This window comes from Enterocloster sp. OA13 (assembly GCF_022440595.1).
Lineage (GTDB): Bacteria > Bacillota > Clostridia > Lachnospirales > Lachnospiraceae > Enterocloster > Enterocloster hominis.
In genome coordinates, this window is the sequence record NZ_JAKNTF010000001.1 from 3,283,903 (window position 1) to 3,301,894 (window position 17,992).

Consider the following 17,992-nt stretch of genomic DNA (forward strand, 5'->3'; position numbering starts at 1 on the left):
TTATATTTTTATTGGGACGATAGGACATCCAGGGAGCCTGCACTGGTATTTTAACCTGTTTTGGCATGGAATATGTCCGGGACATATGCGCCGGAACCGGCGCAATACAAAGATGTAAGAATGGAAACCGCGCCCTTTTCCAGTTCCATGGAGCGGTTTAAATACAAAAATATTTTCCTTATTTGTCTGAAATATGCTAAAATACCTCCATGGCATAAAGCAATGGAGGTATCTGTCATGACACTGCAGCAACTGCGGTATATTGTAACAATTGTAAACTGCGGCTCGATTTCCGAGGCGGCAAAGCAGCTCTTCATCACCCAGCCCAGCCTTTCCAATTCGGTGAAGGAACTGGAAAAGGAGATGGGGATTTCCATCTTTAACCGCAGCCCCAAAGGGATTGCCCTGTCCTCTGAAGGCACGGAGTTCCTATCCTATGCAAGGCAGGTACTGGAACAGGCGGAACTGCTGGAACAGCATTATACGGGAAGGAAACCCTTAAAACGGATCTGCTCCATATCCACCCAGCATTATGCATTTGCGGTCAATGCATTCGCCAACCTGGTATCCAGGCAGAATACGGATTCCTATGAATTTACCCTGAGGGAAACCCGCACCTACGAAATCATAGATGATGTGAAAAACTACCGGAGCGAGCTGGGCATCCTGTATGTCAATGAATTCAACCGCAAGGTGCTGGAGAAGCTGTTTAAGGAAAATGGACTTGTCTTCCATCCCCTGCTCCAGGCCGACCCTCATATATTCATCAATGTATCCCATCCCCTGGCCGGCCGCAAAAGCGTTTCCATCCAGGAGCTGGAACCTTATCCATTCCTGGCCTTTGAACAGGGGGAACAGAATTCCTTTTACTTTTCTGAGGAAATCCTGAGTACCATTCCCAGGAAAAAGGTAATCTATGTAAGCGACCGGGCCACCCTTTTTAACCTTCTGATTGGATTAAACGGCTATACCATATGCAGCGGCATACTCAACAGCAATTTAAACGGTGATTCCATTATCGCCGTCCCCCTGGAGACAGAGGAATCCATGCTCATCGGATGGATTGCCAATCCCAGGCTGCATCTCAGCGAATTTGCTAAAAAGTACCTGGAGGAGCTGGAACGGCTGATCCGGTGATACCAATCCCCTGCTTTCCCTGTCAGGAAGCCATCAGCCGGAATACGGACTCATGGATTTTATTGGCAATATAGGGATTGTTCATGGTATACAGATGGATTCCGTCCACCCCATGGGCCGCCAGGTCCACAATCTGGTCAACCGCGTAGGCGATTCCCGCATCCCTCATGGCCACCGGGTTATCCCCGTACCGCTCCATCATGGATGTGAACTTTTTAGGCAGCCGGACGCCGCAAAGGGAAACCATGCGCTCAATCTGCTTTTTATTCACAACCGGCATGATTCCCGCCTCCACCGGAACCCGGATGCCCGCCAGGTCAAGCCGTTCCCTGAAACGGTAAAAATACTCATTGTCAAAAAAGAGCTGGGTAATCAGCTGGCTGACCCCTGCGTCCACCTTGTGCTTCAGATTGTGGATATCCCGCACCAGGCCCCCGGATTCCTGATGGCCTTCCGGGTAACAGGCGCCAATGATATTAAAATCGCCGTGCTCCCTGATGAATCCCACCAGATCCGCGGCATACTTAAAATCGCCCGCAGGCTCCCTGTCCGGGATGCGGTCGCCTCTCAGCGCCAGGATATTCTCAATCTGATGGGCCTTTAACTGTAAAAGTATCTCTGCGGCATCTTCCTTTGTCAGATGCAGGCAGGGTATATGGGCCACGCTTTCAATCCCGTACCTGTGCTTGATGGAGGATGCAATCTCCAGGGTGGCGCGGCTGTTCTCACTGCCTCCCGCCCCGTAGGTCACACTGATGAAATCCGGCGTCATGCCCTTAAGTTCATCCAGTGTCTTATATATGGTATCCACGGGCGCTGTCCGTTTGGGCGGAAATACCTCCAAGGACAGCACTGTTTTCTGTTTAAAAAATTCCGATGTCTTCATACATTTTCCCCTCTTTCCTGATTGCAGTCATCATAGCACAAACAGAAAAGAGGCGGATAATTCCTATTTTTTATGGCTTTCTATAGATTTAAACTATATCCCTGTCATAAGCCTTGATATACACAAAGTTTTCATTGTTCCGGTCCATGGTATATTCCGGATTCAGGACAGCGTCAATGAATTCTTTCCCGCCCGGCTCAACCGCAGCCAGCTTCATGCCCAGTTCCCGCTCCACATCCTCCACCGTCAGGTCGTCCAGGAATACCTGTTCCCCCATGCGCAGCATATTGGAAGGAATCAGCAGCACGCTGCCCAGGTCCTCCCCCTTATCCTGGCGCTCCTTCAGCTGCCCGATCAGGTCCTGTCCCGTTATCAGACCCGATACGGTGATGGTCTCCCCGAAGAAATCATTCCTGATATAATACACATGGATGGTCAGGTGGGGGAACGCCTTCATCAGCTTGTCCGCAAACCCGCGGATGGTGGGGTATGCCAGCTTCCCGGTTGCAATTGTAAGCGTACGCCTTACCTGCCCTGCCGGCGCTTCATGGCCCGCGCCGTGAACCACCTCATCCAGGGCCTTCTCAAATTCATTGATGAGCATGCGCATCATACCCACGCCGTTCTCCAGCTGGATATAACCGTCATAGCGCTCCTCCTCCGGGAACTCCCGGCCTGCCGTGATGTACCACTCGTCGCTTGCATGGATGAAATGCAGGCCGAACCTGTCATAGTATTCCTGCTGGCGGCTTTCTACCATGTCAATCACGGCCCCTGCCTCTTCCTTTGTATACAGTCCGATGGGGAACAGGTTGTCCCGGAACCTGGTGATTCCGGCCGGGACAACCGATACGCTCCTTAAAAACGGCAGGTACCGGGCCAGGTCATCCATGGTCCGTTCCAGTTCCGCCCCGTCGTTCACATTCTTACAGCACACAACCTGTCCGTTCATCTCCACATGCCCGTCATAGAGCATCTGCAGATACTTCAGCTTCTCCCCCGCAAAACGGTTGTTAAGCATCTTACACCGCAGTTCCGGGTTCGTGGTCTGCACGGAAATATTGATGGGCGCCAGCTGCATCCGGATGATCCGCTCAATATCCCTCTCCTTCATATTGGTCAGGGTGATATAATTCCCCTGCAGGAAAGAAAGGCGGGAATCGTCATCCTTAAAATACAGGGTATCCCTCATCCCCGGCGGCATCTGGTCGATGAAGCAGAAGATACACTTGTTGCTGCAGGAGCGGTAGTCACTCATGAGTCCGTTTTCAAACTCAATGCCCAAATCGTCGTCGTACTCCTTATCAATCTCCAGCAGCCATTCCTCGCCGTCCTGTTTCCTTACCAGCACCTCAATATATTCATCTTTTATCATGTACCTGTAATCAAAGACGTCCTCCACATCCTGGTCATTGATTGCAAGCAGCACATCCCCTGGTTCAATCCCCATTTCTTCTGCAATGGAACCGGGAAACACTTCCTTTATCACATGTTCATTCTTTTTTATTTTCAACTGTAATCCCTCGACCTATCATTTATTCAATTCACACAGACCAGAATAGCAGTAATGGAAGCATTTTTCAAGGGCTAACCCTTTTCTTTTCTGCATTCCCTTTTATTCACAGTTATCTACGCAACGCAGTACTAGTCACGCCTTCGCCTCACGGTAACAGGACCACACGCAGCAGCCTGTAAACAATGCCACGAACAGGGCCGATACGCCCATGGACAAAAAGCTTACGCCGCCCCCAAAGGAGATTTCCCGGATCAGGCGGGTGGTATGGGTCAGGGGCATGATGTCCACAACCCACTTTAATGCCTGTGGTATGCCGTCCAGGGAAAAGAAGGTACCGCACAAAAAGGACATGGGGGTAATCACGATATTGGTAAAGTTATTCATATCGTAATGGCTTTCAATCATCATGGCCGCAAAGAAGCCCAGGGCTGCAAATATCAGTGAATTAAGGATTACCGCGGTCAGAAGCCAGCCGTTTAACACCAGGTCCGCCCCGGATACCAGCCCCAGGATCACGATGAACACGCCGGAATACATGCCACGCAGCGCGCCGGCCAGGATATGCCCCGCAGCCAGCAGATACATCCGGGTGGGGGAATAAAAATAACATTCAAAGCTTTTTTCATGGAGCCGCATCACGCTGATACGGGTGGATACGGACGTATAGCTGTTGCGCATGGTGGTCATGGCCAGCAGTCCCGGGATCAGGTAATAGAGATAGGGCCGCCCGCCCACATCCATCATTCTCCCCAGGCCCATCCCAAAGGTCACGAAATACAGGAAGGGGGACACCATCTGTGAAAATGTGACCCGCCAGAAACGTCTCTTGAGGAACAGCCATTCCCTCCATAGAATCGTGGTTATTTCCATCCTCCCACCCCCTTGCTGGTGTGGTGGAAGAACACATCCTCCAGGGTGGAGGGCAGAACGCTGCATGGCACATCCAGGGAGGCCGCCCTGGTCTTTGCCTCCGGCAGGCTTCCAAAAAACTCTGCCTTCATCCGCTCATCCTTCCCTTCGTATTCCACCTTAAAAGGCCCGATTTCAGCAATCAGCCCCTCCGGGGTATCCTCCCGGAATATCTTTCCCCCGTCAATCAGCATCACGTCATCGCACAGGTGCTGGGCCTCCTCTATATAATGGGTGGTCAGGAGGATGGTCTTCCCCTCCTTGTGCTGCATCCTGAGGAAATCCCAGATATCCCGCCTGGCATTGGGGTCGATGCCCACCGTTGGTTCATCTAAGAACAGATACCTGGGATCATGTATCAGGGCCTTGGCAATCATCAGCTTGCGCTTCATGCCTCCTGACAGGCTCTGGGATACCCGCCTGCGCACGGATTCCAGGCCAAGGAAGCTTAAGAGCCTGTCCGTGGACGCAGCAATATCCGCCTTTCCCATCCGGTAAAGGCGGCCTGCAAATTCCATATTCTCTTCCACGGTCAGCTCCTTGTCCAGGTTGATGTGCTGGCTGGTAACGCCGATTGCCTGCTTGACCGCCACCGCGTTCCGGTCCATGGGCTGCCCGTCAAACAGGATGGTTCCCGTATCCGGGCTTAATAAGCCGGTCATCATACGCATCAGCGTTGTCTTCCCGGCGCCGTTGGGACCAAGCAGTCCCAGGAATGTCCCGTCCTTTATCTCCATGGACACCCCGTCCACCGCCGTGACCGTTCCGAATGTCTTATGAAGGCAGTCACACACAATCATGGGTCTGCCTCCCCTGTTTCTTAATGATGATGGTTGAAAGATAAGGGATATCGTACTGCTTAAGCTCCTCAAAATCCGTGACCAGGCGCTCCTCCCCTGTTCCAGACTTGGTAATCAGGACAAAATTATCCTCCAGATGGTTTTCACGGATGGCCTGGATCAGCGCCTCCTGATTGGAGGAAGGCTTCATCAGCACCACATTGTCGTGCTCCCTCAATACCTTTCCCAGGTCCTCGCTGCTGTTCTTGCGCACAGGCGCCACCACAAGGTCCTCATCCCAGGCCACCAGGGGCATCTTCATGGAATCCGCCACAGCACAGAAGGATGTGATTCCCGGTACGACCTCCACTTCAACGCCCGCCTGTTCCATATATGGCAGGGTGTACATGAAGGTGCTGTAAACAGCCGGATCCCCCAGGGTGATGAACGCCCCTGTCCCGTCCTCCTTCAGCTCCCCTGCAATCAGGGCCGCATTCTCCTCCCACATCCGGCGCAGCTTCACACCGTGGTAATGCATGGGATAGACCAGATCCACAATCCTGGCCTTTGTATCCTTAAGCAGGTCTTTTATGATGTCAAATGCAAAACTGCCCGCCCCGGCTTCCTTTTCAGGGCAGAATATGACATCCGCCTCCTTAAGGATCCGGTATGCCTTTAAGGTCAGCAGTTCAGGGTCTCCCGGCCCCACGCCGATTCCGTATAATTTTCCCATACTCCATTCCTCTTTTCGTTCTTCGTACCATGACATGGTAACATATCAAAACTCAAAGAGCAATTCTTTCCCGCTATTTTAATGAAAATGTCCGCCAATCCATTCGGCCAGGGTTTCATATAATAAATCCGGGTCAATGGGCTTTGCCAGATGCCCGTTCATACCAGCCTCCCCGGCCCTCACCACGTCCTCATGGAAGGCGTCGGCCGTCATGGCTATGATGGGGATGCTCCCGGCCCTCTCATGGGTCAGGCCGCGGATGGCCTGGGTTGCCTCGTAGCCGTCCATCACCGGCATCTGTACATCCATGAGGATCAGGTCAAAGGAATCACCGTGGGCCAGGAACTGGTCCACGGCGTCCCTTCCATTGACCGCACATTCCACCGTGATATCGGCCATGTGCAGCAGTTCCACTGCAATCTCGCGGTTGAGCACATTATCCTCCACCAGCAGCACGTGATGCCCTGCCAGTTCGGGACGCTGTGACTTTCCTGCCGGAGGGCGAACGGCGCGTTCTATTCCGGTCACGGAAAGCAGGGTATCATAAAGGGTGGAGGCGAAAATAGGCTTGGTAATGAATGCGTTGGCTCCGGCCTGCCTGGCGCTGTTCTCAACTGCACCCCAGTCATATGCCGTTATGATGATGATCATGGTCCCGGCTCCCACGATTTCCCTTATCCGGCGGGTTACCTCAACCCCATCCATATCCGGCATCCTTAAATCAATGAGGCAGACGTCATAATCCTCCCCGGACTGGTGGGCCAGACGGACGCGGTTTATACATTCCTTACCGGTCAGGACCCAGTCCGACCGGATTCCAAGGTTCTCCAGCAATAGGGCTGTATGGACGCAGCTGTCCCTGTCGTCATCCGTCACCAGCACCTTCAGGGATTCCATCACATACTGTTTGGGCGCAGGCATTTTCCCCTTATCCTTCGGGAGGTCAAAATCCAGCTCCACGGTAAAGGATGTCCCTTTCCCCAGCTCGCTCTGCAAGGTTATGGTGCCGCCCATCAGCGTGACGAGATTCTTGGTAATGGGCATCCCCAGGCCCGTGCCTCCTGCGTTCTGGCCCGCGGACATGTCTTCCTGTTCAAAGGGCACAAAAAGACGCTCCATGAATGCGCTGCTCATTCCTATTCCTGTATCGCTTACCGTAAAACGAAGCCGGATCTTGCCGTCCTTTTTCAGCATCTGCCGGATTTCCATACGGATGCTGCCGCCTTTGGGGGTAAACTTAAGGGCATTGGATAAAAGGTTGAGAAGGACCTGGTTCAGCCGCAGGGAGTCGCCTATCAGTTCCGTTTCCGTAAGTTCCACCAGAGGCACGGTGAAGTCCAGCCCCTTTTCCCTGGCCTGCGGATAGATGATGGAGGAAATGGACTCCACCACGGTCTCCAGTTTGAACGGTTCGTGGGCAATCCTCATCTTTCCCTCGGAAATCTTGGACATATCCAGCACGTCATTAATCAGTGTCATCAGGTGCTTGGATGAATACCCTATTTTTTCCAGGCAGTCCGCCACACGCTGCTTATCGTCAATATAGGCTGCTGCAATGGTGGTCATGCCGATGATTGCATTCATGGGGGTGCGGATTTCGTGACTCATGCGTGACAGGAAGTCTGATTTGGCCCGGTTGGCATGTTCTGCCACGGTAAGGGCATCTTTAAGGGCCGCTGTCTGCTCCGTCAGCTTTTTCTGCATTTCCCTTAATTCGGTCACATCGGTTATATCGATGAAGATAGCCAGGTATACAGGGCTTTTCTCCTGCCAGTCAATGCAGGCAGCGTTCACCTGAAGCCACAGGTTCTGTCCCTTCCTGTCCTTCACATGCATGACAAAACGGACCGGCTCCCCCTTTAGCAGTTCGTTCCTGTGGGACTGGATTGTTTCCATATTGTCCCTTATGTTCTGTCCCTGAAGGGCATGCAGCTCCCCGTTTGTATTATCCCCGAAATACTCCATGAAACGGGCGTTGGCGTCCAGCAGGACCATGCCCAGGTCCTGGTCAATCCTGTACTTTGCCACAAAACCCGGAAGGTTCTCATATGTGACGGACCGCTCCCTCTGCATCTGCACCAGGTCATCAATATTCGTAAGCACGGAATACGCCACCTGGTACCCGTCTATATATTCATCTGAAAACCTGGTGGAGAACTGGACCCAGATATACTCCCCGTTCTTCCGCCTGAGGCGCGATACCATCTGATATCCGCCCTGGCGCGACTCGAGTGCCTTTATGACGGTCTGGGTAAGGTCATCCCACAGCTCCTGGTCATCCTGATAGTAAAGGTCCGGCTGGTTATGGAACATTTCCTCGTATTCACCGCGCGGCCAGCCAATGAGGTCATAGTAAAATTCATTGGCCCAGACCAGTGTGAAATGCTCATCCAGCAAATGCTTGCTTACACTGACCCTCAGCAGGTTCATCAGCGTGTCATATTCATAACCGGCCGGCATGCCGTTGGTCCCGTCCCGGCCGGCTGCGTTTTTCTTTTCCTGTTCCGTCATCCTGTTGGTTCCCCCTGGTCCTATTTCTTTTCCTGATAACACCCATACTGTCTGCTTCCCGGTGATTGCATAACGCAAGGTACCTTGTTCATGTGCATGTCTTTTTATTATAATTCAAGTATAAAGAAAATTCAACAGACTTCTGGAAATGGCCTCCATAAAATGATAAAATAGACTGCATGACGAAAGAATTCATTTTATTATACGAGGTATTTGACTGTTGAAAACAAAACTAAGGGTCCATAACCTGATTTACCAGTACTTTCTTTTCCGCATCCATTTCCAATATTACCAATATGGAGATACCCTGCCTTCCATCGACACCCTCTGCCGTGAATTCAGTGTTTCCGCACAGACCGTGGCCACTGCCTTACAGCGGCTGCGTGCAGAAGGCTATATTGACATGCACAACGGAAGGCAGACAAGGGTCCTGTTCAGGCAGACCGATGAAGAATACAGGGCTTTTATCCGCCAGTTCTTTTCAGGGCGCATGGCTGCTGCTTCCGGGTTAGCCAGGGCCGTGGAGATGGTCTGCATCCCTCTGATGACGGAAGGATTCATGCGCATGGACGATAAGGACCTGGCATACATCGCCCCCTTTGTGGAGCGTTCCGGAGCTGATGATGTCCTCTATCTGTTCTGTTATGCCCTGCAGAAGCTGGAGAATCCCCTGGCCATGAATCTGTTCTGGGAAACCTCCCTGTTTCTTGGCCTGATGTTCATCAGTAATAATAAAGAAGCTTCCATGAGGAAAAACATGCATGTCCGGGAACAGCTGGAAGCCATCCTGTCCTTGTGCAAGGCCGGGGACAGGGAACAGGTTCATGAAGCGCTGCTTTATTTTCAGGGAAGTTCCGTAAAAAAGGCGTTCCAATTCATCCGGCATTCACTGGCCCCTATGACGGAAAGTGAACCGGTTTCCTTTGTCTGGCGGATTTACTGGGAAAGGCCCCAGATCTGCTATGGGCTGACCATGAGGATCCTCCATGGAATCTATCTGGGGGAATACAAGGACGCGGAATATCTTCCTTCCTATGGGAAGATGTCTGAGAAATATAACGTATCCGTCAGCACGGTCCGCCGGACCATCCATATGCTGAACCAGACAGGCGCAGCGGTTTCCGTCAATGGCGTGGGGACCCGTATCTTCCCTGCAGGCGTACGCTGCAACCTTCCTGACTTCCAAAGCCCTGCTGTCCGCCGCAACCTGTCCCTCTTTTTGCAGTCCTTTGAAATCATAGCCTACAGCTGTGAGGAAGTGGTCAGCTCCACCCTTTTGTCGCTTACCCGGGGACAATACTCCCAGCTGGTCTGCGTGATTGAACAGCACCGGGATTCGGGGCAGCACGCCTTTACCTTATGGCATCTGCTGATCTGCATCGCCACCCACAATCCACTGGCTGGTATCCGGGAAATCTACTCCAAGCTGTACGGACTCCTTCTCTGGGGCTACCCGCTGAAGGCATCCCTGCCGGAAGCTTCCGGATCCGACCATATCATACGGCAGTTTTCAGACGCCATCTTCCTCTGCCTGCGCAATCATGAACCAGACCAGTGCGGCGCTGCCGTGAGGGAAATGATCACAAGGCTGTTCCCTGTTGCGGAAGGGTATCTGCTGTCGCGCGGGATTTCCGCTGAAGAACTGCGCATGTCCCCCTCCATCCGGCTTCTTCTCAATACCCAGATTGAATAGCATTTACTTTTTCCCACAAAATACCGCCCCTTCCGGATTCTTATGCCTCGCATCCGGAAGGGACGGTATGTTTCACCCCATCATATGATTTTTTTCCCTGCTCCTGCCCAGTTCTGCCAGGCGCCGGTTCTTCTCATTCACCGGCCCGAAGTCCTTAAGACAGCAGATGACCTGTCCACAGGATGTAAGGAGGGCGGCCGCCCGCTCATAGGTTTCATCTTTTATCAGTTCAAAGGGAGCTTCCGACACCACCTCTGCGGCCAGGGCTTTGGCAACCGGATAATCAATGTCATTTTCATGAAGGATACCGGCCGCAAAGGGAATGCCCCTGCGCTGGAGCTTCCGGTAAACCGGTATCCCGCTTCCATTCCCACCTATGACAAAGACCTCCGGCTTTCCCTTTACCGGCTCCATCTCAAGGCAGCCCAGCTCTGCATGGTAGCTGCCTTTGGAAATCCCATACAGCTGTGTGATATAGGTGGATGTGAAAATCTCTTCCGGGGTCCCGCAGCGTTCAATGGTATCCCCATTGACGCACACAATATAGTCTGACAGCTTCTGTGCCAGGTCCAGTTCGTGAAGGGACAGGAGTACTGCCACCTGTTTCTCCCGCACCAGATCCTTTAAGATGGTCAGAAGCTCCAGCTTGTGCCGTATATCCAGAAAAGAAGTAGGCTCATCCAGGACAATGGCCTCCGGCTCCTGGCAGATGGCCCGCGCCAGAAGGACCCGCTGCTTCTGCCCGTCGCTTATCTCCATGAAGTCCCGTTTCCCAAGATCCGCTGCATGGACCAGTTCCATGGCTTCCCTTACCTTTTCATGGTCCTCCTGGTTCAGGATCCCCAGCCGTCCCGTGTAAGGGTAGCGCCCGGTGGCAACCACATCCTCACAGGTCATAAGCTCCGGCCGTATCCGTTCCGTCATCAGCACCGACATACGCCTGGCTATCTGTTTTTCCGTCATGTCCTTCATGGAAGCATGGTCCAGGTACACGGCGCCTTTTAACAGGTCCATCTGCCGGATGATGCTCTTCAGTATGGTGGATTTCCCGGCTCCATTCGGCCCGATCAAGGTCACGATCTGACCGCGCTTCACGTGGATTTCAATCCGGGCAATCAAAGGCACCTTCCCATATCCCACCGTCATGTTTTCTGTAACAATATAATCCTCTGCCATGGTTTTCTCCTTACTGCATGCCCTTTTTGTTCTTCACCATCATATAGATGACAACCGGCGCGCCGAAAACAGCCGTGACCGAGCTGATGCTAAGCTCAGTGGGCGCAAACACGGTCCTGGCAATCAGGTCGCAGAACAGGCAGAACACAGCTCCGCCCATGAAACAGCCCGGAATGACCACCAGGGGCCTGGCTGTGCCCAGCATGCGCTTCACAATATGCGGCACCGCAATGCCCACAAAGGAGACAGGACCGGCAAATGCTGTCACACTGGCGGACAATATGCTGGAGAGCAGGATCAGCGCCACCCGGAACCGCAGGATATTCACGCCCATGTTCTGGGCGTACACCTCCCCCAGCTGATATGCGCTGATTGGCTTGGCCATCCAGAACACCAGGAGCAGCGACACGGAAATCACGGCCGCCATTACCCGGACATTATCCCAGGACATACCCGAAAAGCTTCCCATGGACCAGTTATGAAGATTGACAATGTTGGCGTCATCTGCAAATGTGATGACAAAGTCAGTCACCGCAGAACAGATATAACTTATCATCACGCCGCAGATGACCAGCATGGACATTTTCTTTACCCGCCCCGAAATCAGGAGGATGAACCCCATGGATATCATGGCCCCTGCAAATGCCGCCAGTATCATGCCCCCGGAACTGATGGATATGCCCCTGCCAAGCAAAAGGATCATGACCAGGGACACCACCAGCCTGGCGCCGGAAGAAATCCCCAGCACGAACGGGCCTGCAATGGGGTTGGCAAAAAAAGTCTGCAGCAAGAAGCCTGACACGGACAGCGCCCCTCCCAGCATGACGGCCGACAGGATGCGGGGCAGGCGGATATCCCACACAATGTGGTAGGCGGTCCCTTCATCTGTCTGCCCCAGCAGGATTTTCCCTATCTCCCCCACGGTGAGATGGACGCTGCCGGAATTAATATTCCATAAAAACAGCAGACACATCAAAAGCCCCAGGAGGCTGAATGTAATGCAGTATTGTGTGTATGTTCTTTTAGACATTGGGACAACTCCTTACCGCAGCCTGTGCATGTAGGCCATTTCTTCCTGGTCCGGCGCTTCCTCAGTGAGGATCCGATGGATATCCAGTATCATATTGCCCAGGCCCATGGTTTCCTGGAACAGGCTTTTCTCCGTGCACCAGACATTTCCTTCTTTCACAGCTTTAAAATCCGCCAGGAGGCTGCTTTTATCCAACAGCTGGGCAAGGGACTCCAGTTCCCCGTCAATGGTGCTGTTATAAATAATATAATCCGCTTCCTTTGCCGCTGCGTAAAACGCCTCCATCTGCATGTTCATGGTGGACAGCGCATTGCCGTTTCCGTCAAGGCCTTCCGGAACATAGGTCCCGCCAGCCAGTTCAATCATTTTAGCCACATAATCCCCGGACTTCCTCACATTCACATATCCGTTGGAACTGATGTAGAAAAATGCCACTGTCTTTCCCGTGGCATCCTGGTCCAGCACAGGCTTCAGGTTCTCCATCTGTTTCCGGAAACATGCCTCTGCCTGCTCCTCCCGGCCGGTAAGCACCCCGTACAGCTTCAGCCACTCCATCCTTCCAAGGGGATGGCTTTCATAGCTGGAGCGCTCCACCAGCACAGGTATGCCCAGCTGTTCCAGCTGTTCCTTTACTTCCGGGGAATGGCTGATCATGGTTGATTCGATTGCCAGGCCGCATGACTTTGATAGGATCAGCTCGTAATCAGGGGCGTTGTATTTGCCGGCATAGAACATACCGCCATCTTCCAGGGCCTGCCTTGCCTCTTCAATATACCAGCCCTGGGCGTCCGTGCCGGACAGGGTAATCCGGTCCATGGCGTCCAGGCTCTTAAACAGGTCCATGGCCGAGGTTGCAACCAGATAGATATTCTTAACCGGCTGCCGCAGGACCGTCACATCCTCCGGCAATCCTTCGGGCTGTGTTCCCTGTTCAGGAACCACCAGGAACCGCCCGCTGTCCCTGATGGATATCATGGCGCATCCGTCGTCATAGTAATCCACGGAAAACTGGTCCGCGTACAGAAGTTCCATGCTGCGGATGACTTCCCGGTCATCCCAGGAATCCTTGGATGGCTGCGGATGTGCTGTCTGCTGACTGCCTGGCTGCGGTCCTGCTGCCTGCTGCTGGCCTGGCTGTGGCCCTGCTGCTTGCTGTGGCCTTGTCGCCGGTTGCTGGCCTAGCTGTGGCCCTGCTGCTTGCTGTGGCCCTGCTGTCTGCTGCTGTGCGCCTGTCTCCCGGCCTGGCGCGGCGCATCCGCAGGCAGCTGCCATCAGAAGACAGATTATCATGGTTGTGGTTATTATCTTTCCTGTTCTCATCACTGAACCTTTACAATTGTGGCTGAATCAATGATCAGCCCATACTCAATCTCATGGGGTTCACTCATGGCTACCGTATCCGCGATAACCGGTATATTCCTGTCAAATACAGCCACCGGAATCTCAAACGCAGAATTGCCTTCTGTACTTATGAGGTCAAACTTCCCACCGTCCACCTTCATATAATCGTAGTTGGCGCTGCCCCAGACAATGGTTGCAAAGACATTTCCATCTTCCACCCTCAGGGATGCAGGGGATTCAACGGAGGCCCTTCCGGACCCGCCTGTCAGGGCAACCTCAGCCGTATACATCCCATCTTCCAGGCTCAGGCTTCCTGCCGTTGTGACATTTCCCTCAGCAAAGCATTCCGGCGGCAGGGAATCAGAGCGGAACATAAGGACACGGTCATACCATTTCTCCTTCTTTTTGCTGAATGCACTGCAGTCAATTTCCATATCCAGGGCTTTGACAGGAACCTTAAACGTATGCGTGCCCTCTGCCGTCTCCACATATGGGATGAAATCAGCCTCGGAAGCCTTTCCTGCCGCCTCTCCAGTTCCCATATACAGCTTCAGGTATCCGGTGCCTCCCATGGTCATGACCGCGCTCATGGTGCCGTCCTTTACCGTGAGTTCGCAGGCGGTAATCTGGAACATGTTGGAGCTGGATTCCACTTTTATAGGATATACCCCGTCTTTTATCTCATCAGCGTATACAGGTGTCTGTTCATTGGCTTCACTGTCCGGGGTCCTGGGAGTGGTTTCTCCTTTATCCTGGTCTGATTCAGTTTCTGGCGCCTGTGTTACGGTTGCTTCTGCCTGTGCACCAGCCCCTGGCTCCTGTGCCCCGCTTCCTTCTGCCTGTGCCCCGCTTCCAACTGCCTGCGTTCCGCCCCCACATCCCCCAGCCAAAAGCATCATTGCAATCATGACTGCAGATAATCCTGCTTTTTTAAATCTCATCTTCATTCCACCTTTAAAAGGGCGATCAGCAACATTGTCCCGACCGCCCATTCTTCCTGTTTTACCTGATAACCTTTTTACCTGATAACTTTTTTACCCAATCACTTTGACAGGCTATCCACTGCCGCCTGTGCGTGTTCCACAAAAAGCTGCTGGATTTTTTCCATCTCCCCAAGGCCGCGTACAAGGCACGTCACCTCATAGCCAGCGCCCTCAAATGCAGTTTTCCATGAATCCTCCCCGTCCCCCGCCATATCGTTGTTGGCATGGTCGCCTGCCACTATCATTAACGGCTCCAGGACTACCTTCTTATAACTGCCTTCCTTAACCTTGGCAAGGACATCCTCCAGACCAGGCTCCGCCTCAACCGTTCCTACGTAATAATTCTTATATCCTGCATCTGCCAGCATATCCTGCATCTTTGCGTATACATGGTTGGAATCCGCCTCTGTACCGTGCCCCATGAAGCAGATGGCTGTTTCCCCGTCATCGTACTCAGCCGTTGCCTCGGTAACAGCCTTCATGACAGCTTTAAAATCATCATCCGTGGTCAGAAGCGGCTTACCGATTGCCACCTTATCAAAGGCATCTGAATACCCCGCCACTTCATTCACAAGATCCGTATACTCCAGGCCGTCCATTAAATGGGTGGGCTGAATGACCAGGTTCCTGACCCCATTCTTCTCCGCACGTTCAAGCGCCTCGCCCACATTGTCAATAGCAACATTGTCACGTGACTTCACATGGTCAATGATGATCTGGCTGGTAAATCCCCTTCTGACAGAGTAATCCGGAAATGCCTTCTCCATTGCATCCTCAATGGCCCCTACCGTCAGGCGCCTGTTATCGTTGTAGCTGGTGCCGAAGCTGACCACCAGAAGCTCATCCTCACCAATCCCGTCCTGGTTCCTGGTGTTATCCTTGGAAGCATCACCTGTATCATAGTTCTCTTCATCTTCTTGTGCCATTGCGTCTGCAGCCTCCTCTTTACCTGATTCTTCTGCCGTGTTTTCTGCTGCTGTGGTTTCCGCTGACGTGGTTCCTGCTGTGGTTTCTGCTGCCGTCCCTGTCCCTGCACCGGATGCCACTGCCTCTGTTTCCTTTGTGCCTGAACACCCTGCCACGGCTGATGCCGTAAGGGCTGCTGCTGTAAGTAATACTGCCAGTTTCTTGATTTTCATCTTCTCTTCCTCCTTATTTTAAACCATATCGGTTCCGGAACCATCTTAGGGCGTGTTTGAAAATTCATGCCCTCATGATGATGCATCGGGAGCACGTCCTTTGACGGCAATCCGACAAGATATAGGAATACGCCAGAAGCAGCTGAAGATTTCCCCAGTACGGCAGACACAAAAAAACACAGGGAACATTCCCTGTGCATCTGATTCCTTCCTCACAGGGACCCGCATGCCCTGCGGAATCGTCCCTGGGCTGTAAATACTTATAACCATACCCTGAAGCAGATTTCCGCAAAAGCAGTCATTCACCGTCTGAGTCAGAAATCTGCGGTCATAAACATGCCTGCGGGGTCCATTTCCCCATATATATCAATCATGATATATACCAATCACGGTGGAAAGGACTGCCCAGGCGCGCTTCAAACGCCGTAAACCGGTACGACCAATTACTCGTGGTCTGGAACCATATTCCTGTACCAACAGCTGGCAGGTTTCCTGACTTGCCGCTCAACACCCATAACCGCCTTCCCAATCCGGACCGGATCAGTGGCTGTACATGACAATGGTTATGGGCTCCCGGCTTACAGTGACGAGATCGTACAGGATTCACACCTGTTTCCCTATTACCCGGCGCCTGGAGGATCGGTCATGTCTCCATGACGAAGCTTCAGCCGCCGGCACCAGCTGCTCTAAACTCGATATGCTATATCCTACCATCTATTGGCAGAAAAAGCAACTCTGTTCCTGTGGTCATTGATAAAAAGAAATATCCTGTATCAGGAATGGCACATTATAAAATCGGTCTTATTTTTTTCTGGTATTCCCTGTGAAAACAAAAAATGGAAAATAACACCGCCACTGTCTCCGATATCCACGCCGCATACCATGCGTAATTAAGTCCATAACGGGATGCGATGAATCCTGCCATGGGAACCAGCAGCACCAGCTGGCGCATACAGGTACTGAGCATGCTGACCATGCCGTTTCCCAGTGCGGAGCAGGCAAAGCCGATGGTGATGGAAACCGCTGCAACCGGAAACGTAATGGACATGATCCGGATTAAAGGTGTACCGATTGCCATCAGTTCATCCCCGGCAGCATAAAGGCCCAGCAGCCTCTGGGGTATCAGGAAAAACAAGGCCGCGCCCGCCAGCATGATACACATGGCTGCCGTAACGGTTAAGCGGAACGCGGTCCTCACCCGTTCTCCATTTTTGGCTCCATAGTTGTAGCCGATAATGGGCAGCAGCCCCTGGGCCAGCCCGCTGACCGGCATATAGACAAAGGTCCACAGTTTATAATACACACCGAATGCAGCCACTGCAGCGGAAGCAAAGCCCGTAAGGATGGCATTCATACCCACCATCATAAGACTTCCCATGGTCTGCATCAGCATGCTGGGGATGCCAACCTTATAAATCCCAAGTATCAGATGTCCATCCGGGCGGTATCCCTTTATCTTAAAATGGATTTCATGATTCATCCGGCGGTTCAGCCCCAAAGATGCCGCAGCAGCCACCCACTGTCCGATCACAGTGGCAAGGGCGGCTCCGGGAACCCCCATCCTTGGCAGTCCAAACAGGCCGAATATAAGGATGGGGTCCAGTATGATATTGGTCACCGCTCCCCCAATCTGCGCCATCATGCTTAAAAAGGTATTGCCCGTGGCCTGAAGCAGACGTTCCCCCGTGGTGGCCAGGAAGATTCCCGGACACAGGAGCATGCAGATCCGCAGATACCGTACGCCGAAATCCGCGATTACACTGTCATCGGTAAATGCCCTGATGAATGTCCCGCTTGCAGCCGCGCCCAGAACAATGAACACCATGGATGAGAGGACTGCCAGCATCAGGCCCTCCGTAGCCACCTGATTTACCTCTTCATAATTTTTCTGTCCCAGCTTCCTGGACAACAGGGAGTTCACCCCCACGCCGGTCCCCACCGCCACCGCCAGCATCAGCATCTGGGCGGGATACGCCAGGGAAGTGGCTGTCAGCGCGTCCTCACTGATCCTGGATACGAATATACCGTCCACAATATTATAAAGGGACTGGACCAGCATGGAAATCATCAGAGGAACCGACAAACGGAAGATCAGTCCCCCCACCGGGGCATTCCCCATCTTATTCTCTTTTACTGTTTTTTGCTCCAATATCTTATCC

The 17,992-nt window shown here is 52.7% G+C and carries 14 protein-coding genes and 1 riboswitch; of the genes, 2 read left to right on the plus strand and 12 right to left on the minus strand.

Annotated elements, in window-relative coordinates; genetic code table 11:
- Positions 1-237 precede the first annotated feature (237 nt).
- Positions 238-1,137 carry a LysR family transcriptional regulator gene (locus MCJ35_RS14575; RefSeq protein WP_034577960.1) on the plus strand — a complete coding sequence of 300 codons (900 nt, stop codon included), beginning with the start codon at positions 238-240 and terminating at the stop codon, positions 1,135-1,137.
- Positions 1,138-1,159: 22 nt separating this feature from the next.
- Here the strand turns inward: MCJ35_RS14575 and metF are convergent, their stop codons facing one another.
- From metF to MCJ35_RS14605, 6 genes are all read right to left on the minus strand, one after another.
- Entirely contained in the window at positions 1,160-2,023 is an 864-nt protein-coding gene (gene metF / locus MCJ35_RS14580; protein ID WP_130789858.1) for a methylenetetrahydrofolate reductase [NAD(P)H], read from the minus strand.
- A gap of 88 nt (positions 2,024-2,111) precedes the next feature.
- Positions 2,112-3,536, minus strand: coding sequence for a DUF512 domain-containing protein (locus MCJ35_RS14585; protein WP_025486599.1), 1,425 nt, complete (start codon positions 3,534-3,536; stop codon positions 2,112-2,114).
- Between the two features lie 135 nt (positions 3,537-3,671).
- Positions 3,672-4,409: an ABC transporter permease gene (locus MCJ35_RS14590; RefSeq protein WP_025486598.1), complete on the minus strand. Its 738-nt coding sequence runs from the start codon at positions 4,407-4,409 to the stop codon at positions 3,672-3,674.
- On the minus strand, positions 4,400-5,248 hold the full coding sequence (locus MCJ35_RS14595) for an ABC transporter ATP-binding protein (protein WP_025486597.1): 849 nt from the start codon (positions 5,246-5,248) through the stop codon (positions 4,400-4,402). The genes MCJ35_RS14590 and MCJ35_RS14595 overlap by 10 nt, the downstream gene beginning before the upstream one ends.
- Complete coding sequence (cobI, locus tag MCJ35_RS14600; protein WP_025486596.1) at positions 5,235-5,960, minus strand: precorrin-2 C(20)-methyltransferase; 726 nt, start codon at positions 5,958-5,960, stop codon at positions 5,235-5,237. Before cobI ends, MCJ35_RS14595 begins: the two co-directional genes overlap by 14 nt.
- Before the next feature lie 78 nt (positions 5,961-6,038).
- Positions 6,039-8,471: a response regulator gene (locus tag MCJ35_RS14605; RefSeq protein ID WP_025486595.1), complete on the minus strand. Its 2,433-nt coding sequence runs from the start codon at positions 8,469-8,471 to the stop codon at positions 6,039-6,041.
- Between the two features lie 220 nt (positions 8,472-8,691).
- Between MCJ35_RS14605 and MCJ35_RS14610 the strand changes: the two genes are divergently transcribed.
- Positions 8,692-10,164, plus strand: coding sequence for a GntR family transcriptional regulator (locus MCJ35_RS14610; protein ID WP_025486594.1), 1,473 nt, complete (start codon positions 8,692-8,694; stop codon positions 10,162-10,164).
- Between the two features lie 72 nt (positions 10,165-10,236).
- Here the strand turns inward: MCJ35_RS14610 and MCJ35_RS14615 are convergent, their stop codons facing one another.
- The 6 genes from MCJ35_RS14615 to MCJ35_RS14640 form a co-directional block, all read right to left on the minus strand.
- The gene (locus MCJ35_RS14615; protein WP_025486593.1) at positions 10,237-11,340 is read right to left on the minus strand and encodes an ABC transporter ATP-binding protein; all 1,104 of its coding nucleotides are present in this window, start codon (positions 11,338-11,340) and stop codon (positions 10,237-10,239) included.
- A 10-nt stretch (positions 11,341-11,350) separates the two neighbouring features.
- Positions 11,351-12,370 carry a FecCD family ABC transporter permease gene (locus tag MCJ35_RS14620; protein WP_025486592.1) on the minus strand — a complete coding sequence of 340 codons (1,020 nt, stop codon included), beginning with the start codon at positions 12,368-12,370 and terminating at the stop codon, positions 11,351-11,353.
- Positions 12,371-12,382: 12 nt separating this feature from the next.
- Positions 12,383-13,693 (minus strand): ABC transporter substrate-binding protein, encoded by a 1,311-nt coding sequence (locus MCJ35_RS14625; protein ID WP_025486591.1) that lies wholly within the window; start codon positions 13,691-13,693, stop codon positions 12,383-12,385.
- The gene (locus MCJ35_RS14630) at positions 13,690-14,652 is read right to left on the minus strand and encodes a hypothetical protein (RefSeq protein ID WP_488473300.1); all 963 of its coding nucleotides are present in this window, start codon (positions 14,650-14,652) and stop codon (positions 13,690-13,692) included. Before MCJ35_RS14630 ends, MCJ35_RS14625 begins: the two co-directional genes overlap by 4 nt.
- A 101-nt stretch (positions 14,653-14,753) precedes the next feature.
- Positions 14,754-15,833, minus strand: a complete 1,080-nt coding sequence (locus MCJ35_RS14635) for a sirohydrochlorin cobaltochelatase (RefSeq protein WP_025486590.1) — start codon at positions 15,831-15,833, stop codon at positions 14,754-14,756.
- A gap of 475 nt (positions 15,834-16,308) precedes the next feature.
- Positions 16,309-16,519, minus strand: a riboswitch (cobalamin riboswitch).
- Between the two features lie 101 nt (positions 16,520-16,620).
- The gene (locus MCJ35_RS14640) at positions 16,621-17,982 is read right to left on the minus strand and encodes an MATE family efflux transporter (RefSeq protein ID WP_008717755.1); all 1,362 of its coding nucleotides are present in this window, start codon (positions 17,980-17,982) and stop codon (positions 16,621-16,623) included.
- Positions 17,983-17,992: the final 10 nt, after the last annotated feature.